14 protein-coding genes are annotated in these 19,705 nt (G+C 74.0%); 6 read left to right on the top strand and 8 right to left on the bottom strand.

What is annotated here, in order from left to right; translation table 11 throughout:
- Window positions 1-100: 100 nt before the first annotated feature.
- The 5 genes from ABD944_RS04780 to ABD944_RS04760 all read right to left on the bottom strand — a co-directional run bounded on the left by ABD944_RS04780 (window position 101) and on the right by ABD944_RS04760 (window position 7,456).
- Window positions 101-1,126 carry an inorganic phosphate transporter gene (locus ABD944_RS04780; protein ID WP_378191145.1) on the bottom strand — a complete coding sequence of 342 codons (1,026 nt, stop codon included), beginning with the start codon at window positions 1,124-1,126 and terminating at the stop codon, window positions 101-103.
- 131 nt (window positions 1,127-1,257) lie between these two features.
- On the bottom strand, window positions 1,258-1,875 hold the full coding sequence (locus tag ABD944_RS04775; RefSeq protein WP_179844413.1) for a DUF47 domain-containing protein: 618 nt from the start codon (window positions 1,873-1,875) through the stop codon (window positions 1,258-1,260).
- 321 nt (window positions 1,876-2,196) lie between these two features.
- Window positions 2,197-2,388 (bottom strand): hypothetical protein, encoded by a 192-nt coding sequence (locus ABD944_RS04770; protein ID WP_345172759.1) that lies wholly within the window; start codon window positions 2,386-2,388, stop codon window positions 2,197-2,199.
- A gap of 253 nt (window positions 2,389-2,641) precedes the next feature.
- Entirely contained in the window at window positions 2,642-6,727 is a 4,086-nt protein-coding gene (locus tag ABD944_RS04765) for an AAA family ATPase (protein WP_345172757.1), read from the bottom strand.
- 207 nt (window positions 6,728-6,934) lie between these two features.
- Complete coding sequence (locus ABD944_RS04760) at window positions 6,935-7,456, bottom strand: gamma carbonic anhydrase family protein (RefSeq protein ID WP_345172755.1); 522 nt, start codon at window positions 7,454-7,456, stop codon at window positions 6,935-6,937.
- Window positions 7,457-7,691: 235 nt separating this feature from the next.
- Here ABD944_RS04760 and ABD944_RS04755 point away from each other — a divergent pair, with 235 nt between their 5' ends.
- The 5 genes from ABD944_RS04755 (at window position 7,692) to ABD944_RS04735 (ending at window position 13,078) form a co-directional block, all read left to right on the top strand.
- Window positions 7,692-8,795: a hypothetical protein gene (locus tag ABD944_RS04755; RefSeq protein WP_345172753.1), complete on the top strand. Its 1,104-nt coding sequence runs from the start codon at window positions 7,692-7,694 to the stop codon at window positions 8,793-8,795.
- Window positions 8,796-8,925: 130 nt separating this feature from the next.
- Window positions 8,926-9,453 carry a peptide deformylase gene (def, locus tag ABD944_RS04750; protein ID WP_345172751.1) on the top strand — a complete coding sequence of 176 codons (528 nt, stop codon included), beginning with the start codon at window positions 8,926-8,928 and terminating at the stop codon, window positions 9,451-9,453.
- Between the two features lie 103 nt (window positions 9,454-9,556).
- Complete coding sequence (locus tag ABD944_RS04745) at window positions 9,557-10,285, top strand: response regulator transcription factor (RefSeq protein WP_345172750.1); 729 nt, start codon at window positions 9,557-9,559, stop codon at window positions 10,283-10,285.
- The gene (locus tag ABD944_RS04740) at window positions 10,285-11,829 is read left to right on the top strand and encodes a sensor histidine kinase (RefSeq protein WP_345172748.1); all 1,545 of its coding nucleotides are present in this window, start codon (window positions 10,285-10,287) and stop codon (window positions 11,827-11,829) included. The genes ABD944_RS04745 and ABD944_RS04740 overlap by 1 nt, the downstream gene beginning before the upstream one ends.
- Window positions 11,830-12,100: 271 nt before the next feature.
- Window positions 12,101-13,078, top strand: a complete 978-nt coding sequence (locus tag ABD944_RS04735) for a S1C family serine protease (protein WP_345172746.1) — start codon at window positions 12,101-12,103, stop codon at window positions 13,076-13,078.
- A 176-nt stretch (window positions 13,079-13,254) separates the two neighbouring features.
- On the opposite strand, the gene ABD944_RS04730 is transcribed toward ABD944_RS04735, so the two are convergent.
- On the bottom strand, window positions 13,255-14,124 hold the full coding sequence (locus ABD944_RS04730; RefSeq protein WP_345172744.1) for an oxygenase MpaB family protein: 870 nt from the start codon (window positions 14,122-14,124) through the stop codon (window positions 13,255-13,257).
- Between the two features lie 128 nt (window positions 14,125-14,252).
- On the opposite strand from ABD944_RS04730, the gene arfB reads away from it, so the two are divergent.
- Window positions 14,253-14,678, top strand: coding sequence for an alternative ribosome rescue aminoacyl-tRNA hydrolase ArfB (gene arfB / locus ABD944_RS04725; protein ID WP_345172742.1), 426 nt, complete (start codon window positions 14,253-14,255; stop codon window positions 14,676-14,678).
- 138 nt (window positions 14,679-14,816) lie between these two features.
- On the opposite strand, the gene ABD944_RS04720 is transcribed toward arfB, so the two are convergent.
- Window positions 14,817-16,625: a M4 family metallopeptidase gene (locus tag ABD944_RS04720; protein ID WP_345172740.1), complete on the bottom strand. Its 1,809-nt coding sequence runs from the start codon at window positions 16,623-16,625 to the stop codon at window positions 14,817-14,819.
- A 223-nt stretch (window positions 16,626-16,848) separates the two neighbouring features.
- Entirely contained in the window at window positions 16,849-19,662 is a 2,814-nt protein-coding gene (locus ABD944_RS04715; protein WP_345172738.1) for a helix-turn-helix transcriptional regulator, read from the bottom strand.
- Window positions 19,663-19,705: the final 43 nt, after the last annotated feature.

Here is a 19,705-nt window from a genome sequence, read left to right as displayed (position 1 = left end):
GCACGGGCGCGGCCCGTGTGCCGGGACGCCTCAGGGCGTCCGGGCGCACGGGCCGCGCGCATGCCGGTCCGGCGTTCGACCAGGGGCGAGGGCCCCGGTATCACGCGCCGAAGAAGTGGACGACGTAGTAGACGATCGCCGCGACCGCCGCGGCGGCGGGCATCGTCAGCACCCACGCGACGAGGATGTTGCCGGCGACGCCCCAGCGGACCGCGGAGAGCCGCTTGGTGGCGCCCGACCCCATGATCGCCGAGGTGATCGTGTGGGTGGTGGAGATTGGAGCGTGCCAGATGAAGGCGGTCGCGTACAGGACGACCGAGGCGGTCGCTTCGGCGGCGAACCCCTTCGGCGGATCGACCTCGATCACCTTGCGGCCCAGCGTGCGCATGATGCGCCAGCCGCCCGCGTAGGTCCCGGCCGACAGCGCGCCCGCACACGCGATGATCACCCACCAGGGCACGGACTTGCCGTCCGAGTGCCCGGTCGTGACCAGCGCGAGGACGATGATGCCCATCGTCTTCTGGGCGTCCTGCAGCCCGTGGCCGAGCGCGAGGGACGCCGCGGACATCGTCTGCGCGATGCGGAACCGGCGGCCGACCCTGCTCGGGTTGGACCGCCGGAAGATCCACAGGATCGCGACCATGACCAGGTAGGCGAGACAGAACCCGACCACCGGGGACAGCACCATCGGCACCGCGACCTTGTCGATGACGCTGGACCAGTTGACCTCCGACAGCGAGGCCAGCCCGGCGCCGACGACCCCGCCGATCAGCGCGTGCGAGGACGACGACGGCAGCCCGAAGTACCAGGTGATCAGATTCCAGGTGATCGCGCCCAGTACCCCCGCCGCGACGACGGTGAGGCCGTGCAGGCCGGTCGGCGGCGTGATCACCTCGCTGATCGTCTTGGCGACGCCGACGCCGAGCAGGGCACCGATCATGTTCATCGCGGCCGCCATGCCGAGCGCCACCCGCGGGGTGAGCGCCCGGGTCGAGACCGCCGTGGCGATCGCGTTGGCCGCGTCGTGGAACCCGTTGGTGTAGTCGAACACCAGGGCCACCACGACGACGAGGATCAGCACCGCCGTCTGCGCGCCCGAGCGAAGGCCCAGCGCGCCCGCGATCATGACGACCAGCACGCCCGCCAGCAGGAGCAGCCAGGCGCGTCCGGATACCCGGCGGGTCGCCTGCTCCCCCAGCGTCTCGGCGTTGGCCGGGGACTCTCGGGTGAGGGTGGCGCCGGGGTCCTCGGCAGCGCTCATGATTCCTTGACCGCGATGGTCTCGACCGTGTTCGCCACATGCTCGAAGGCGTCGGCGGCGTCCTCCAGCCGGTCGATGATCTGCTTGAGCTTCAGCACGGTCAGGGTGTCGTACTCACCGCTGAACAGCTGGGCCAGCAGCTTGCGGTAGACCTGGTCGCCCTGGTTCTCCAGCCGGTTGATCTCGATCCAGTACTCGTTGAGCTCCTTCATCGACCGCAGCCGGGGCATGGCCTCGGCGGTCAGTTCGGCGGCGCGCTCCAGAACCTCGACCATGTGGACGATGCCCTTCGGGAACTCGTCGATCTTGTAGAGGACGACGAGGTCCGCGGCCTCCTCCATCTCGTCCATGACGTCGTCGATCGTGGAGGCCAGCCGGTAGATGTCCTCACGGTCGAAGGGCGTGATGAACGTTTCGTTCAACCGTCGCATGATCGCATGGGTGTTTTCGTCGCCTGCGTGTTCGCAGGCGCGCATCTTCTCCGCGATCGCCGCCCGGTCGGCGCCGTCGCTGATGAGTTCCACGAGCAGCCTGGCGCCGGTGACCAGGTTGTTCGCCGAGTCGGCGAACATGTCGTAGAAGCTGTCCTCACGCGGCGTGAGACGCAAGCGCACGTCGTTCTCCTGATGTGCCGGAACAGTCCGCTGAGGATCGTAGGCGCAACCAGCCGTAAAAAGAACCTTTGCCCCGGCTTCGGCTGCTGTCCGCCATCCTCTCACCTACAAGACTGCCCTAGATCAGGAGGTACATACCCCGCGAGAAGGGCCCTATCTGGAGGAACGTTCGCCGTTTCGGGCCCTGCGGGCGCTCCGAGCGCACCGACGGCGGTGACCGCGAGTGAGATTCGTTACAGTGCCGCGACCTGGGCGGCGAGCTTCGGCGGGCTGAAATGACGAACCGGGGACGCCCCGAAACGGCGCCCCCGGTTACGGTGCTCAATCTCGTGGCGTCAGCTCACGTCGACCGGCGTCGCCGGACCGCACTCCCAGTACCACGTCGATCTCGGCCACGGTCAGCGGCCGCTCCGCCGCCGCCACCGCACCGAGCATCTCGGCATAGAGTTCGATCTCGTCGAGCGCGACGCGGTCGTGGACGCGCAGATCGAGGTTCTGGCGCACCGCGTCCACCTCCGTTCGTTCCCCACACCCGTCGTCGAGGCTACGCGTCTCGCCGCGGCGGGCACATGACCCAAGAGGGCCATTCGAGGGCCACCTCGGCCCCGTCCGTCCGGGGGAGGTCCGCACGCGCCGCCGGACGGCCGCACGCACCGGTTTCGGGAGCCGCACCCCGGACTGGCTAGCCTTCCCAGGTGATGCCCGTCTGATGCCCGTCTGATGCGCATGACCCATGCCCCATGGGACGAACGGGCGGTCACCGCTCCTACTGGAAGCCCTGCCCCGGCCCCTGGTGGAAGCCGCCGAGCATCTGCTCCAGCGGCGATTCGGGCAGGTCGCGGACCGTCAGCCGGGCCACGGTCGCGGCGTTGACGTCGGCCCCGGCGAGCCGCGCCGCCTGCCGCGCCACCGTCTGCTCGAACAGCGCGCGGACCGTCCGGGCGTAGGCGAACTGCGGGTCGTCCCGCAGGCGCGAGAAACGGTTGAGCAGCTCGACGCGCAGTTCCTCGTCCAGCATGTAGAGGTCGCGTTCGGCGTAGCTCTGGAAGAGCTGGACCATGTCGCGGTCGCCCATCCCGGTGAACTCCAGCGTCCGCCCGAACTCGGCGCGGAAGGCGGGGTTCCCCGCGAGGAAGCCCTCCATCTCCGCCGCCGGGCTGGAGCAGACCACCATGAACCTGGCCCTGCCCTGGCCCTCCGCGCCGCGCTTCATGTGCCGCAGCAGCTCCGCCACCACGGCCGGGGAGCGGTCGAGCAGGTACGCCTCCTGGATGAGCAGCACGCCGCCGAGCGCCTGCTCGACCATGCCCGCGACCCGGTTCTCGGTGTCGACCCGGTCGCGTCCCGCCAGGTGGACGGGGCGGCAGGCGACCACGTGCCCGGAGTTCAGCAGCCCGAGCGCCGCGTAGATGCCGCCGACGAGTCCGGCGACGGTCGTCTTGCCGGTGCCGGGCGGCCCGGTGAAGACCAGGTGCCGCGCGTCGCCGCCGGACATCCCGTACCGGGCCCGGTCGGCCGCGAGCCCCGCCTCCTCGGCCAGCTCCGCCACGGCGGCCTTGACGTCCTCCAGGCCGGTGAGCTGGTCGAGCCGGTGCAGGTAGCCGTCGATGTCGCCGGGCGGGCGCAGCGCGGGCTCGATCCCCTCGGCGACGCCCGCGAGGTCGTCGGGGGTCAGCACGAGCCGGTCGTGGGACGCCCCGGCGCGCTCCATGTTCCGCTGGGCCGCCTGGTCCAGGTACGCCTCGACCAGCCGCGCGTTGACCAGGTCGCCGGGCCCGCGCAGCCGCTCCAGGTCGGCGCGGACCGTCTCCAGGGCCGCCGCGCCGATCGTGACGCGCCGCTCCTCCGCCAGCAGGTGCAGCAGCGTCATCCGGTTGTCGAGGTCGCCGAAGTCGGGCAGCCGGTGGACGCGGAACGACTGCACGAGCTTCGGGTGGTCCTGCAGCAGCCGCTTGTAGGCGCGCGGTTCACAGGTCGCGATCACCGGCGTGGTGTTCACCGGGTCGCGGCGGGCGCGGCGCACCGCGCCGACGAGCGCGGCCGGGTCGGACGCGCCGGCGACCGCCACGTCCAGCCGCTCGAAGAGGATCACCGGGCCCGGCCGCCCGAGCAGCCGCCCGAGCTCCTCCGGCGGCGCGTTCCGGACGTCCTCGGCGTCGTGCGCGCGGATCGACCCGTCGCCGAGCCCCGCGTTGGCCAGCGTCAGCGCGATCATCCGGGCGAGCCGCCGCTGTCCCGAGTGCGGGGCGCCGACCAGCAGCACGCCGGGCACGCCGGACCTGATCGAGCTGGGCGCGCCGTCCACGCGGGTCTGCTCGACGTCCTCGTCCGCCGCGGCCTTCCACTGCTCGGCCCGCGCCTTCAGGTCGCCGAGGAGCGCGGCCGCGTCGTGCTCGCCGTACACGAAGCCGAACCCGAACCGCTCCAGGACGCGGCGGGTGCTGCGGTCGCTCGGCGGCGGGATCTCGTGGACGGGCTGGTCCGGCGACGGCGTGTCGTCCAGGAAGTCGAAGCCGCCGACCATCGTGCCGGACATGACCTTCGTCCCCGGCCCGCCCCCGGGAACCGGCGCACCTGGGCCGGGCGGCACGGGGCCGGGCGGGGCGTCCTCGAGGTCGCCCGGGCCGAGGATGCGCGTCCCCGGAGGCTGCCCCGGCTGGCTCTGCGGATTCGGCGGGCCCTGCTGGTGCTGCTGCGGGGGGCCTCCCTGGCCCTCCATGCGGGTCGCGTACGGGTCGAACGCCTGCGGCTCGGGGACGGGAGGCGCGGGGTTCGGCACGCCCGGCGGGACGTTCGGCTGCGCGCCCGGCTGGGGCGGCGGAGCGGAGCCCGCCGGCTGGTACCCCAGCACCGTGTACGGGGGCACGAAGTTCTCGTCCTGCTGCTCCTCCTCCGGAGGGGAGAAGCCGCCGAGCTCCGGCGGGGGCACCGGCCCACGGCCCGGCTGGACCGGCTCGGGCGCGGCGGGCTGAGCCGGCGGTGAGGGCGGAGGCGCGGGCTGGCTCTGCATGGGCGCGGGCGGCGCCGGGCTCTGCATCGGCGCCGGAGGCGCCTGGTGCTGCGCGGGCGCGGGCGGCGCCGCCCCGGGGCGCTGGAACCCCAGCTCGGTGTACGGCGGCGCGACGCTGCCCTCGTCCTTGTCCTCCTCGGCGGGCGAGTGGCCGCCCATCACCGGGTCCGGGGACGCGAACCCCGGGGCGGGCGGGGAGGCGAACGCCGCCTGCTGGCCGGGCGCGGGCGGCTGGGCGTGCCCGGCGGCCGGGCCGGGGGCGTTCTCCCAGCCGGGCTGCGCGGGCGGCTGGACGAACGGGCGGTCGGGCTCGGACGGCGCGAAGTTCGCCCCGGACGCCTCCTGCGGCGACGCGCCGGGGGCGAGGCCGGGCTGGCCCGGCATGTTGAACGGCGCGGGCTGCGGCGGCGCCGGGTTGGGCGGCGGCGTGGCCGTCGGCGCGGCGGCCGTGGCACGGGCCCGGTTGCGTCCGATGATCCCGGCGACGACCGCGGTCGGGACGGGGAAGCCGCGCGGACGGGCGGGCATGCCGCCGAGCCGGCACCACGCCAGGTCGACCTCGTACATGGCGGCGAGCAGCGACTCGGCTCCCGGCCCCGACCCGGCGGCCGACCGCAGCGGCTCCGGGAGCCGCATGTCCTGCGGCCACAGCCGGCGCAGCGGATGCCCCTTCTGCTGCGACACCGCCTGGACGGTGTAGCGGATCTCCGGGTCCAGCCAGGGCACGATCGTGCCGACCATGTCCTTGCGGACGACGTCCAGATCGGCGGCGAGCAGGGCGGCGGCCACGAGCCGGGGCTCGATGTAGGCCGGTTCGGCGGGATCGCCCGACAGCTCGGCTATCAGCTCGCTGAGCGTGTAGAAGGCGTGGCGGAAGTTGTCCCCCGGCGAGCTCTCGTTCCTCAGCGCGGGCACGAGGTTCGGCGGGCACCGCGTCAGCCACTGCTGGACGATCGCCTGGTCGCCGTAGGGCAGCGCCCCGTAGTCGACGGTCGGGTTGGACAGGGTGGCGCCGAGGATGGCGAGCAGCGCGTCCGCCCTCACCTGGAACCGGACGTCGTCGCGGAGCGCGCTGGCGACGGCCCACATCGTCCGCAGGACGACCACCGCGGCGTCCACCCGGCTGGCGCGCAGCCGCTCGGCGTAGAGCGCGACCAGCGACTCCAGGGCGGGCGGGGTGAGCCAGCGCGGGCCGTCCACGTCGGGGAGGGGCCTGGCGCGGTAGGGCTTCCACAGGTCGAGCATCTGGGCGTCCAGCCGCGAGTCGAACGCGGGCGCGGCGGAGCACCAGAGCATCACGCCCCAGGCGACGGCGACGGTGGACGGCGTCTCGCTCGTGAACTCCCGCCACCAGTGCGGGTAGTCGGGCGCCGCCAGCGTGGCGGCGGACTCGACGGTCGAGCGGACCCGCGAGGTCAGCTCGGTGGCGAACCCGTGCGCGACGAAGGGCAGCCCGGACGGCGGGTCGTAGGAGAAGTCGGGCCCGGCGGGGATGACGTGCGGCGGCAGCGCCGGGACCTGGCCGGCCCCCTGCTGCGCGGGCCGCGCGGCCATGCGGACGGAGGGGATGCGCGGCGGCGGGCACAGGTACCACTGGCCGTCGGCCGGGTGCAGCCGGTACCAGCGGGCCCACGCGCCGAACAGCCACCACGTCCCGTCCGGCAGGACGAGCATGCGGCCGGCGATGGCGTGATGGCGCTGCTGCGGAGGCGCCGACGGCCACCACGCGGCGGCCACCATCGCCCTCGTGTCGCGCTCTGCCTCCGTGAACGGATCGTGCCCCGCCGGGGGGCTGGGCGGCGGAGCACTGCCATAGCCCGGTCCCCACACCACGATGGTCATCGTAGTCAGCAGAATCCGGCCGAGGCTCCCCCCAGCACCCCTTTCTCCGCGTTATCGCAGGTCAAAGGATTATCAGAGGCAGGGAAACAGCCGTGCCGGGTAAGGCCGCGGCACTTTGGCGCCGACCCCGTCACGCGTTTCGGACCGCGCCGCGCCGTTCTCGCGGGCCGCGCCGCCGCCTCGCGCCGCCGCCTCGGATCGCGCCGTTCAGTCCCACTGGGCGGTGCGGTGCCGCTCGGCCTTCTGCACGTAGACCTCGGGCGTGTACCGCAGCACGGCGCGGTCGTCGTCGGTCAGCTCCCGGACGATCTTGCCGGGGGTGCCCGCGACGAGGACCCCGGACGGGATCTTCTTGCCGGGCGGGACGAGCGCGCCGGCCGCGATGAGCGTCCCGGATCCGATGCGGGCGCCGTTGAGCACGATGGCGCCGATGCCGATGAGCGAACCGGTCTCGACGTGGGCGCCGTGCACCATCGCCTTGTGGCCGAGGCTGACCCGGTCCTCCAGGACCGCCGGCATGCCGGGATCGGAGTGCAGGCAGCTGAGATCCTGGATGTTGCACTCCTCGCCGACGACGATCTCCTCGTCGTCGCCGCGCAGCACCGAGCCGTACCAGACGCTGGACGCGCGCCCCAGCGTCACCCGTCCGACCACGACCGCGCCGGGGGCGACCCACGCCGTGGGGTCGATCTCCGGCCGGTCCTCGCCCAGCGCTCCCAGGTAGCTCATGGCGCCGATGGTAGCCGCCCCCGGTGAAGCGATTTCTCCATAGATTGGATAGTTTGTCGCACACGCCCGTGTGACGAAACGACAGCGAGAAGTGCGTTCCGGTTGCGCGAATGGGGTGGACCGGACAAGAGTCGTCCTGACGTTTCCCACCGTGGGCCGCTCACCGGCGGGTGAGGATCGCAACTCAACCGACCCTGACGGGGCGCCGACCCCCGCCAACGACCCCCAAGGCATCATGAGCAACGAAGCCGAAATCCTGCCGAACCTCCTCCAAGAAGAGTCCTTCGAGATCGTCATGCGCGGCTACAACCGCCGCCAGGTCGACGACTACATCGCCCGCGCCCAGCAGAAGCACCGTGAACTAGAGGCGCGGCTCGCCCGCGCGCAGGACGAGGTCGAGCGGATCCGCCGCGAGATGGCCGAGGTCCGGGAGGCCCGCAAGCCGACCGGCGACGACCTGAGCGACCGGCTCCGGCAGATCATCAACCTCGCCGAGGACGAGGCCCGGGAGAAGCTGGCCGAGGCCGAGGCCAAGGGCGGCGAGATCCGCAAGGACGCCGAGCACGAGTCCAAGCGGATCATCGACGAGGCCCGCGCGCACGCCGAACGGAACCTCGCCCAGGCGCAGGAGAAGGCCGACCACGTGCTCGACTCCGCCAAGAAGGAGTCCGACAGCGTCCTGTCGTCCGCCAAGCAGGAGGCCGAGCAGACGGTGACCAGCGCCCGGTTGGAGGCCGAGCGCACCCTCACCGCGTCCGAGCGCCGCGCCAGCGTGATCAACGAGGGCGCGACCCAGCGGCTCACCGCGCTCACCAAGAACCACACCCAGGCCCTCCAGCGCCTCACCGAGATCAGCGACACGCTGCACCGGCTGCTGACCGCCGAGAACGAGGCCGGCCCGCTGGAGAAGATGGTCGAGGACGCCGTCCGGCAGAGCCCCGGGCCCCGCGCCCAGGCCAAGCAGGCCCCGCCGCAGCCCGCGCCCACGACGGGAGCCAAGCCCCCGCAGGCTCCCGCCAAGCCCGCGGCCGCCAAGCCCGCCCCGGCCAAGCCCGCCCCCGCCGCTCCGGCACCGGCGAGCCCCGCCCAGGCGAGCCCGGCACCGGCCGGTCCGGCGCCGTCGGCCCCGGCTCAGACGACCCCGGCGCAGCCGGCGGCGCCGCAGGCGAGCCCGCCGCAGACCGCGCCGCCGGTCAAGAAGCCCGAGCCGTCCCCGGCCGCCGACGCCCCGAAGCCGCCGGTCCCGCCGCAGGCCAAGCCCGCCCGCCCGGACGACGACTCCGGCGGTCCCGCGACCACCCCCATCCCCCCGCAGCAGCGCGGCCCCATCGAGTTGTAGGGCGAGACCGAGTCGCGGAGCGAGCAGCGCGACGACGCACGCCGCCGGGCGGTGCGCCGGGCCCTGAGCAGGCCTGGTGCACCGCCCTGCGCGTTCTCGGGGATCCGGCGCCCTCTATAGGATCTTCGACGTGAGCAAACGGACCCATCCACGCGGAACCGCCCGCCCGGTCAGGCTTCTCGGCGACCCGGTCCTGCGCACCGAGTGCGACCCGGTCCGGACGTTCGACGCGTCCCTGGAGCGCCTCGTCGACGACATGTTCGTCACCATGTACGAGGAGGACGGCGCCGGCCTCGCCGGCAACCAGATCGGCGTCGGCCTGCAGATCTTCGTCTACGACGTCGAGGACGACCGGGGCCGCCGCCACGTCGGCCACGTCGTCAACCCGAGGCTGGTGGCCGCCGACGGCGAGCTGGTGGTCGAGTCGGAGGGCTGCCTGTCGGTCCCCGGCCTGCGCTTCGACACCCCCCGCCACCACCACGCCGTCGTCGAGGGCGTGGACGTGAAGGGCAGGCCCGTCCGCGTCGAGGGGACCGGCTACTTCGCCCGCTGCCTCCAGCACGAGTGCGGGCACCTGGCGGGCGCGGTCTACATCGACGTGCTGTCCGGGGACGCCCGGCGCAAGGCGATGCGGGCGATCCGCGCCCTCCGCGAGTAGGCGCCCGTCCGGCGCGGACGCTCGACCTTTACCCTGCCCGCGTTCAGGGGACGTTCAGGTTGAGATGGCAACCTCTTCGATGATGTGGAGGGGGACTGTGCCAGTGGTCGAACGTACGCCGAACGGCGGCAGGGCGGCTGAGGCGACGCTGCTCGTCGTCGAGGACGAGCCCAACATCCTGGAGCTCCTCGCCGGCAGCCTGCGCTTCACCGGATTCGACGTGATCACCGCCACCAACGGCGCGGACGCGGTCCAGTCGGCGCGCCGGCACCGGCCCGACCTGATCGTGCTGGACGTGATGCTGCCCGACATCGACGGGTTCGACGTCGCGCGGCGGCTGCGGTCCGGCGGGAACCACACCCCCGTGCTGTTCCTGACCGCGCGGGACGCCGTCCAGGACCGGATCAAGGGACTGACGATCGGCGGCGACGACTACGTCACCAAGCCGTTCAGCCTGGAGGAGGTCATCGCCCGCATCCGGGCGGTGCTGCGCCGGTTCCGCGGCGGCGTGACCGAGCCGCCGCCGCGCATGGTCTTCGCCGACGTCGAACTGGACGAGGACAGCCACGAGGTGTGGCGGGGCGGCCGGCCCGTCCAGCTGTCGCCGACCGAGTTCAAGCTGCTGCGCTACTTCATGGCGAACGCGGGCCGGGTCGTGTCCAAGGCGCAGATCCTCGACCACGTGTGGAACTACGACTTCCGCGGCGACGCGGGCATCGTCGAGTCGTACGTCTCCGCGCTGCGCCGCAAGGTCGACAACACCGAGCCCCGGCTGATCCACACGCTGCGCGGTGTCGGCTACGTGCTGCGCGAGCCGTCGAGAACGGGCTGATGGCCACGCGGGTCCCTCCGGCGACCGCCCCTCCCCCGGCGCGGGGCGCCGGCGCGGCCCCGGCGGGGGGCCTCGCGCGGCTGTGGTCCCGCACGTCGCTGCGCGTCAAGCTGATCGCCGGGATGCTCGTCCTGGTCACGCTCGGCATGACGGTGATGAGCGCGGCGGGCGCGTCCGTGCTGCGGCAGTACCTCGTCGGACGGGCCGACGACCAGCTGCGCGGTTCGGTCGGGCGGGCGATCGACCAGGTCGTCCCGCAGCTGGAGAGCGGGCAGACGCGGATCACGGTGCGGATCCCGAGCGAGATGTACGGGCAGGTCCGCACCACCGACGGCCGCTCGCTCGGGCAGAACGAGGCGTGGAGCGAGGCCGGCCATCCGCGCCTGCCGGCCGACCTGAACAGGCACGTCGACCAGCCGTTCACCGTGACCGGGACCGGCGGGTCGACGTGGCGGATCCTGGCCGAGCCGATCCCCGGCGGCGCGGTGATCGTGCTCGCGTTCAGCCTGGAGGAGATCGACCGGACCGTGCAGCGGCTGGTGGTGATCGACGCGATCGTCGGGCTGGCCGTGCTGGCCGTGCTGGCGGTGGTCGGCGTCGGCGTCGTCCGGGCCAGCCTGCGCCCGCTGTCGGCGGTGGAGGAGACGGCGGGCGCGATCGCGGCGGGCGACCTGTCCCGGCGCGTCCCGGAGGCGGACCCGGGGACGGAGATGGGCCGGCTCGGACGGTCGCTGAACACGATGCTCGGGCAGATCGAGGCGGCGTTCGGGGCGCGCGCGGAGTCCGAGGCGGCGGCGCGGCGGTCGGAGGAGACGGCCCTGCGGTCGGAGGAGACGGCGCGGCTCTCGGAGGAGCGGATGCGGCGGTTCGTCGCGGACGCCAGCCACGAGCTGCGCACCCCGCTGACCGCGATCCGCGGGTTCGCCGAGTTCTACCGGCAGGGCGCGGCCCGCTCCCCCGAGGAGCTGGACCGGCTGATCGGCCGGATCGAGGAGACCGCGTCCCGGATGGGCCTGCTCGTGGAGGACCTGCTGCTGCTCGCCCGGCTGGACCGCCAGCGCCCGATCGAGCGGCGCCCGGTGGACCTGCTCGCCGTCGCCGCGGACTCTGTCCAGGAGGCGAGAGTCCTGGCACCCGAGCGCACGATCGACCTCACCGTCGAGGGAGGGCTGGCCTACCAGGTGCTGGGGGACGAACCGCGGCTGCGGCAGGTCCTCGGCAACCTGCTCGCCAACGCGGTCACGCACACGCCGGAGGGCACGCCGGTCGAGGTGCGGCTGTCGCCGGGCACTCTGCGGGGCGAGCCGGCCGCGGTCGTCGCGGTCGCCGACCAGGGGCCCGGGCTGGCTCCCGACCAGGTGGAACGGGTCTTCGAGCGCTTCTACCGCTCCGACGAGGGCCGCTCGCGCGACGACGGCGGCGCGGGTCTCGGCCTCGCCATCGTCGCCGCGCTCGTCGCCGCCCACGAGGGCGTCGTCCGGGCCGACTCCCCGCCCGGCGAGGGCGCGACGTTCTCGGTCGTCCTGCCTCTGGCGGACGGCTAGGAGCGACCGCCGGGGGACGCCGCCGCCCCGTTCAGGAAACGTTCAGGATCGTGGGTTCCAATGGACCCACAGGGCGCGCCCCGGTCTCGACGGGGAGCGGGAGGCCGCGCCCTGGCCAGCTTCGCGACGGTCGGCACGGCGGCCGAAGGGACCACCCTTCCGGCCGCCTTTTTCATGACATGTAGGCGTTCAGCACACTTTCAGGTTGGCTCCAGGCGGCCTGCAGACCCGGGACGCACTCTTCATGGTGAGAGAGCGACAGGGGGATCCGATGAACGCCGACCGGCCGCAGCAGCAGCCCTGGGAGCCCAGCAGACCCGGGGAGTCCAGCACACCCGGGTTCGAGCCATACCCGCCGTGGGCGGGCGACGCCCCGCCGCAGCAGCAAGCGGCGGCGCCGTCTCGTCCGGGCGTGTTCGGCATGGGGGTGCTGAGCACGACGCGGCACAAGCTCGCCGCGGCGGGCGCCGCGATGGCGCTGGCCCTGGGGGCGGGCGGCGCCGGCGCGGGAGTGGTGCTCGCGCTGACGCACGAGAGCACCGTCTACGCGAGCCCGACGGCCGTCTCGGGCGTCTCGTCCAAGAGCACGACCGCGCAGGTCGCGGCCGCCGTTCAGCCGAGCGTGGTGTCGATCCAGGCGCGGACGGCTTCGGGCGTCGAGGGCGGCTCGGGCGTGGTCCTGCGTTCCGACGGGGTGATCCTCACCAACGCGCACGTGGTGTCGGGCGCCCAGCAGGTCGCGGTGAAGTTCAGCGACGGCAGGACCGCCTCGGCGCGGGTCCTCGGCGCGAACACGGCGGAGGACGTCGCCGTGGTCAAGGCGCAGGGGGTGTCGGGCCTGAAGCCAGCGACGCTCGGCACCGGCGGCCGCGTCTCGGTGGGCGACGCGGTCCTCGCCGTGGGCAGCCCGCTCGGGCTGGACGGCTCGGTGACGTCCGGCATCGTCAGCGCCCTGGGCCGCGACATCCAGGAGGGCGGCGACCAGCAGCAGCAGCTTCCGCCGGGGCTCCAGGGGCGGCTGTCGCAGCAGCAGCAGACCGTGATCAAGAACGCGATCCAGACCGACGCCGCCATCAACCCCGGCAACTCCGGCGGCGCGCTGGTGAACGCCGCGGGCCAGGTGATCGGCGTCAACACCGCCATCGCCACGTCCGGGAGCAGCGGGGGGAACATCGGGGTCGGCTTCGCCATCCCCGTCGACTCCGCCAAGAAGGCCGCCGACGCGATCATCGCCGGCGCATCGGTCTGACCCGGGGCGCCGTCCGGCCAGGGCTCTGGGGGGAGCGGGCGGCGGACGGCGACCCGGGCCGGTAGGTCCTCCCGCCGGGTCTGGGCGGGAGGGCCGAGCAAGGGAGAGCGGCCGCGTGACCTGCCTGTGGGTCGCGCGGCCGCTCACATCCGTCTCCGGCCCGCCCGGGCCCGCGGTCAGCCCTGTTCCGGCGCCGCGCTCCGCACCTCGACGGCCGGGCGGCGCTTCAGCCTGGCCAGCATGCGGCGGGTCGTGAGCAGGTAGTACTCGCGCGGCAGCGTGCGGACGCCCAGCGGGAGCCGCGGGTACACGAGCGCGATCACGCCGACCAGGAGGCGGAAGCGGCGCTCCCGCGCCGCGTTCCAGGTCCACCCGTACTGCTCGCGGATCGGCGCGGGCATCAGCCCCGCGGTGAGCAGCCGGATCGCCGCGAGCCCGGGCGCGTGCAGCGGCCCGCCCGGCAGCCTCGGGTTCAGCACCTGCTCGGCGATGGCCCGCGACGCGTCGGTGATCTCCAGGCCGCGCAGCATCCCCGCGTAGTACTCGCGGAAGCGCGGGTACGTCTCCGGCATCCGCTCCTCCGGGCAGCCGAGGATCGTCGCGTAGACCTTGGTCTGCCGGTAGAACTCCTCCAGCTCCGCGTCGGTGAACGTCCGCCGGAAGACCAGCTGGTAGAACTGCACCGCCACCGCGAACAGCGTGGCCGCGACCCACACCTGCAGCTCCGGGTCGTTCGCCTCGTAGTCCGGGCCCGTGACGGCCGCGTGCCCCTTGGTGACCAGGGCGCTGAAGGTCTCGGCCTCCTCCTTCGTCCCGAACTGCACCGCGTAGAGCCATCCCATCGTGTTCCGCAGCCGGCGCAGCGGGTCGTCCGCCGTGTAGCTGTGGTCGTAGACGCCCTGCGCGACCTTGGGGTGCGCGGTCTGGAGGAGCGACGCGGCCCCGCCCGCGGCGATCAGCACGCCCTCCCGCGTGATGACGCGGATGAGGTCGTCGTCCCGGAAGAGCCCTGGTTCGTCGGCATGGTCATCGGCGAGAACGGTCATGGCGCCAGTGTAAGTAAGTACTTGCAACGGTCGCCAGTCGGACCCGCGAGCCGGAGGCCGCGGCGCGACGCGGCGGCGGGCACGATATTGGAGCGACCGGGCCGGCCCTTCCCTGCGACAATGGGGGCATGCCCGCCCAGATCCACGTCCGCGGCTCGGTCTCCATCCCGGAGTCCGAGCTCGGCTGGCGCTTCTCCCGCTCCTCGGGGCCGGGCGGGCAGCACGTCAACACCAGCGCCACCGCCGCCGAACTCTCCTTCGACGTCGCGAACTCGCCGTCCCTCCCCGAGCCGCTGCGCGCCCGCGCCCTGGAGCGCCTGTCCGGCCGCCTGGTCCGCGGCGTCCTCACGATCCGCGCCGAGGAGTACCGCTCCCAGCAGCGCAACCGCGACGCGGCCCGCACCCGCCTGGCGACCCTCCTGGCCGAGGCGACGGCCCCTCCCCCGAAGAAGCGGATCCCCAAGAAGGTCCCCAGGGGCATCAACGAGCGGCGGCTGGAGAACAAGAAGCGCCGCAGCAACGTGAAGCGCCAGCGCAACGCTCGCTGGGACTGACCCCGGCGGCGTCCCCCAGCACGCGGATCCGACCCGGCACGACGGCGGCGCACGGCGCGACCCGAGAACACAGCGCGACCCGAGAACACGGCGCGACGCCGCGGTGCTCGGCGGGAGCACCGCGGCGCGCGGGTTCGGTCAGATCCTCTCCCAGAGGGCGGGGACGTTGGGCGGGGTCCAACCGGGCATGGCGGTGTGGGCCTGGAGGCATCGGTAGCTGGCGCCGTCGTAGGTCACCACGTCGCCGGTCTTGTACGCGGTGCCCGCGGCCCACGATCCGCTCGGGTCGCCCGGGCCGGGGTCGCCGGGCCCCGGGTCGCTGACGCGGCTGCCGACGTTGACCCCGGCCCACGCGTTGGCGGTCGCGGCGTACTCGGCGCTGGACTGCCCGTACAGCTTGGACGCGGCCGCGAGCGTCGAGCGGCGGGCGTCGGCATAGTTCGTGGTCGGGCGCATCTCCTCGGTGAGCGCCTTGTACCAGATCGCCGTGGCCTTCTCCCGGCCGATGCCGGTGACCGGCTTGCCGTCGGAGGTCGGCGAGTTGTAGGCGGTGCCGTTGATCACCTTGGAGCCGCTGCCCTCGGACAGCAGGTAGAAGAAGTGGTTGGCGATCCCCGAGGAGTAGTGGACGTCCACGTTCCCGGCGTTCGGCGACCAGCCGTCCAGCGAGGAGCCGTCCCTGCTGGGACGGTCCATGTACCGCAGCGGCGCGCCGTCGCCGCGCAGGTTGATCTTCTCGCCGATGAGGTAGTCGCCGACGTCGCTGGCGTTGTTCGCCCAGAACTCCATGGCGCTGGCCATGATGTCCGACGTCGCCTCGTTCAGGCCGCCGGACTCGCCCTGGTAGACCAGGCCGGCCGTGTTGGAGGTGACGCCGTGCGTCATCTCGTGGCCCGCGACGTCCAGCTCGGTCAGAGGCTTGCTGTTGCCCTGGCCGTCGCCGTACGTCATGCAGAAGCAGCTGTCGTCCCAGAAGGCGTTGACGTAGCCGGTGCCGTAGTGGACGCGGGAGTAGGCGCCGACGCCGTCGCCGCGGATCCCCGACCGTCCGAAGACGGTCTTGTAGAAGTCCCAGGTCTCCCCGGCGCCGTAGGCGGCGTCGACCGCGGCGGTCTGGCTGTTGCCGGCCGTGCCGTCGCCCCAGGTGTCGTCGGCGTCGGAGAAGAGCGTGCCGCGTCCCGAGGTGGCCCGGTTGAGGTTGGTGGTGTCGTGGTTGCCGCGCCCGGTGTCGCGCAGGACGTAGCTGCCGCCGGACGAGCTGGTGCCGAGCTGGACCGTGCCGGAGTACTGGCTCCTGCCGGTGCCGGTCTGCACGCCCTGCCACTCGATGATCCTCTTGCCGGAGACGGCGTCGGTGAGGACGTGCAGCCGGTTGGGCGTGCCGTCCTTCCGCGTCCCGCCGACCACGGTCTCCCAGGCGAGGACGGGCTCGCCGTCCTCGCCGACCCACACGACCTTGCGCGGGGCGACGCTGCCCTCGGCCTTCGGCGTGTTCGGCCTGGTCGACACCAGGGTCTTCGGTGCGGTCTCCACCTGGAGCGGCTTGGTGAGCGCCTGGGAGACCCGCTCGATCGAACCGGCCTTGGACCGGTGCACGATGAAGTCGCCCCCGAGGACGGGCAGGCCCTCGTAGGTGCTCTCGTAGTGCGTGTGGGTGGTGCCGTCCTGGTCCTTGACGACGGTCTTCACCTTCAGGCCGACCTTCGCGCCGAGCTTCAGCGCGGACCGGGTCTCGCCCTGCCGCGCCTCGGCCCGGGCGACGAGCGTCCTGTACTCCCGCGCGCTGACCTTCGCCGGCAGCTGGCCGGGGTCGCCCTTCGGCGCCCGGGCGGGTGCGGCGGACGCCGGGCCCATCGGCATGCTCAGCAGCGCCATGGCGGCGACGGTGACGAGGGAGGTGTTCAGGGCGACACGCCTGTGGGCGCGTCCGGGGGTCGTGGATCTCACGGGGGTACTCCTTGTCTGCCGGCCGTCGCGGGGGACGCCCGAGGGGGAGCGCTCCGGCGGCCCGGTGGGGCCCCGGAACTCCGGAGTGGGGGGTTTGCCTCGGGAACGATGACACGCCATTTCCGGCATGTCATCGCAAAGTTCCCCCTGCACCTGAGGTGTAGGGAGGCGCGCCGCACGGCAAGGGAAACCCCTACACGGCCAGGGGGCGGACGAGGGTTCCCTAGTGCGGCGGCGACGCCCCGGGGCCGGTCGGCCCGCCGCCCAGCAGCGCCCCGAGCTGCGCCCGGGAGCGGATGCCGAGCTTGCGGTAGACGCGCGTGAGGGACGCCTCGACGGTCTTCACGCTCAGATACAGCCGGTTGGCCACCTGCTGGTTGGTGGCGCCCTGACCGACGAGGACGGCGATCCGCCGCTCCCCCTCGGTCAGCGACGCCCGGGCGGCGGGACCGGGCCCGGCGGGGCCGTCCCGCAGGCCGGTCTCCAGGCGGGACAGCCGGTGCCGCGCCCGCTCGATCCAGGGCCGCGCCTCGCACCGCGTGAAGATCTCCAGGGCGTCCTCGGCCGCCCGCCGCGCGGCCGCGCCGCGCCGCCGGCGCCGCTCGACGCGCGCCTGGTCGAGCAGGCAGTGCCCGGCCTCCAGCGGCTGGCCGAGCCGCGCGAACAGCGCCGCGGCCTCGCTGAGCAGCGCGACCGCCGCGTCGTGCTCGCCGCGCGCGGCCAGCAGCGCCGCCTCCGCCCGGTCCAGCCGTCCGGTGACGCTCGCGCCGCGGTACCCGACGGCGGCGCGGGTCGTGCGGATCAGCTCCGCGGCCCGCCCGGTGTCGCCCAGGGCCGCGAGCCCCTCGGCGAGGTCGCACTGCCAGGGCAGCACCGTCGGCGACGGCAGCCTGCGGTCCTGGCCGAGCGCCTCGATGCGCCGCAGCGTGCCGACGCCCGCCCGGACGTCCCCGCTCCGCGTCTGGGCGACGCCGAGCACGTGCAGCAGGCGGCTCTGGAAGATGACGTCGTTCTCCTGCTCGGACGCCCGCACCCCGCGCTCGGCGAGGGCGACCGCCCGGTCGATGTCCCCGCCCGCCAGCTCCGCCAGCGCGCCGTGGTACCAGGCCGGGCCGGGGCTGAGGGCCGCCTGCTCGGTGACGCGCATGGCGCGGTCGGCGAAGTCCAGCGCCTCCCGGCAGCGGCCCGTCCGCGCCGACACCTCCGACAGGTTGCGCAGGACGTGCACGACCTCCTCGCCGGAGCCGCGCTCCACCAGCGCCAGCAGCCGCAGCAGCTCGGCGCGCGCCTCGGTGAGCCGGTCCTCGAAGATGGCGCAGTAGGCCGCGAGGTACCGGGGCGTCATGTGGAGCCGTCCGTCCAGCGGGGGCTCCGGGAGCCGCCGCGCCCGTTCGAGGTCGCCCGCGTAGTCGCCGCGCCCCTCGATCAGCGCGATGTTCGCCCGGACGGCGAGCGCCCGCGCCTCCAGGTCGGTGTCGCCGGTGTCGCGCGCGTGCACCAGCGCGGCGTTGACCTCCTGCTCGGCGCGTCCGGGCGCGCCGGTCACGAGCGTGCCGAGCGCCGTCCGCAGCCGCACCTGCCCGAGCAGCGCCGGGTCGCCCTCGGCGTCCACCAGCGCGGCGGCGAACAGCTCGCCCATCTCGGTGAGCCCCTGGCCGGACAGGTCCAGCAGCGCGAGCCGGACCCGGACCCGCTGCGCGCGGGTGGCGTCGGCGGCCAGGACGGCGTCGGCGGCGCGGTGCGCGAGGTCGGGCAGGCCGCCGCTCGCGCCCGTCTCGGCCGCCGCGACCAGCCACTCCAGCCGCTCGGCGGCGGGCTCGGCCGGCGAGCGGTCCGCGGCCAGCAGGTACAGCTCGGCGGCCATCCGGTGCGACCCCTGCCGGACGGCCTGCTCGGCGGCGGTGACCAGCGAGTGCGCGAGCTCGGCGTTCGGGCCCGGGTCGGCGAGGGCGCGGTGCCGGGCCCGTCCCGCCGCGTCCGGCACCACCTCGGCGAGGGCCCGGTGCACCCGCGCCAGGTGCGGGGCGTCGGCGGACTCGGCGAGGACGGTGCCGACCGCGGGCGGGGTGAACCGGATCCCGCCGCCCTCGGTGATCAGCAGCCCCAGCCCGGCGGCGTGCCCGATGTCGCGCGCCGCCTCGGCGCGCCCGGCCCGGCGCAGCAGGTCCGCCGTCGGCCGGATCGCGAGCGCCGCCATCAGCAGCGTCTCGCGGGCACGCTCGGGCAGCCGCGCCAGCCGTTCGGCGATCACGGCCCGCACCCGCTGCGGCAGCGGGGCGGGGCGCCAGTGCCGCGGGACGCGCCCGGTGAACGCGCCGCCGAGCGCGAGCGCCAGGTACGGGTTGCCGCCGGAGTCGGCGTGCAGGGTGTTCACCACCCGCACCGGGAGCCCGTAGCTGTCGAGCATCTCGGCCAGCTCGTCCGGCTCCAGCGGCGGGACGGGCAGGTGCGCGGCGTCGGGCGCGGGCGTCCAGGTGTCGCCGCCGCCGTCGCCCGCGGCGAATCCGTCCGGCCAGCGCCCGGCGACGATGGCGCGCACGCCGCGCGGGCCGAGCCGGCCGACCGTGTAGCGGACGGCGTGCACGGACTCGGCGTCCAGCCACTGGGCGTCGTCGACGAGCAGCAGCACCGGCCGCTCCTCGGCGCACCGGGCGAGCAGCCCCCGGAACGCCAGCCGGCACGCGGCATGGTCGGACGCCGCCGCCGGATGCGGCTCGGGCAGCCCGGACAGCCGCTCGCGCGGCAGCTCGGCGGTGAGCGCGCCCGGCAGCTGGTCGAGCAGCTCGGCGAGCCCCGAGCACGGCACCCACCGCTCGGTCTCGGTTCCCGCGACCCGCAGCACGAGCTCCCCGCGTTCCGCGGCCGCGGCTCCGGCGGCTTCGAGCAGCGCCGTCTTCCCGATACCGCTCGGACCGGTCAGCACCACGCTGCCGTTCCGCCCGATCCGGGACTCCACGGACGCGAGCAGCGCGGACCGCCCTGCCAGCCTGGGCGGTGCTCCGGCGCGGACCACCGACGACGCGACGAGGACGTCCATGACTCGCTCCCCTCAGGAGGACTAGGACGCCGCCACCGACGAT

Source organism: Actinomadura verrucosospora (assembly GCF_039540335.1).
Taxonomy (GTDB): domain Bacteria; phylum Actinomycetota; class Actinomycetes; order Streptosporangiales; family Streptosporangiaceae; genus Spirillospora; species Spirillospora verrucosospora.
The sequence above is the reverse complement of the archived record's forward strand: the minus strand, read 5'-3'. Positions and strand labels throughout refer to the sequence as shown.

Coding starts and splice junctions, on each gene's coding strand:
- ABD944_RS04755 (WP_345172753.1), top strand. CDS start 7,692: ATGAGCAACGAAGCCGAAATCCTGCCGAACCTCCTCCAAGAAGAGTCC.
- ABD944_RS04730 (WP_345172744.1), bottom strand. CDS start 14,124: ATGACCGTTCTCGCCGATGACCATGCCGACGAACCAGGGCTCTTCCGG.
- ABD944_RS04715 (WP_345172738.1), bottom strand. CDS start 19,662: ATGGACGTCCTCGTCGCGTCGTCGGTGGTCCGCGCCGGAGCACCGCCC.
- ABD944_RS04760 (WP_345172755.1), bottom strand. CDS start 7,456: ATGAGCTACCTGGGAGCGCTGGGCGAGGACCGGCCGGAGATCGACCCC.
- arfB (WP_345172742.1), top strand. CDS start 14,253: ATGCCCGCCCAGATCCACGTCCGCGGCTCGGTCTCCATCCCGGAGTCC.
- ABD944_RS04740 (WP_345172748.1), top strand. CDS start 10,285: ATGGCCACGCGGGTCCCTCCGGCGACCGCCCCTCCCCCGGCGCGGGGC.
- ABD944_RS04735 (WP_345172746.1), top strand. CDS start 12,101: ATGAACGCCGACCGGCCGCAGCAGCAGCCCTGGGAGCCCAGCAGACCC.
- ABD944_RS04780 (WP_378191145.1), bottom strand. CDS start 1,126: ATGATCGCGGGCGCGCTGGGCCTTCGCTCGGGCGCGCAGACGGCGGTG.
- ABD944_RS04765 (WP_345172757.1), bottom strand. CDS start 6,727: ATGACCATCGTGGTGTGGGGACCGGGCTATGGCAGTGCTCCGCCGCCC.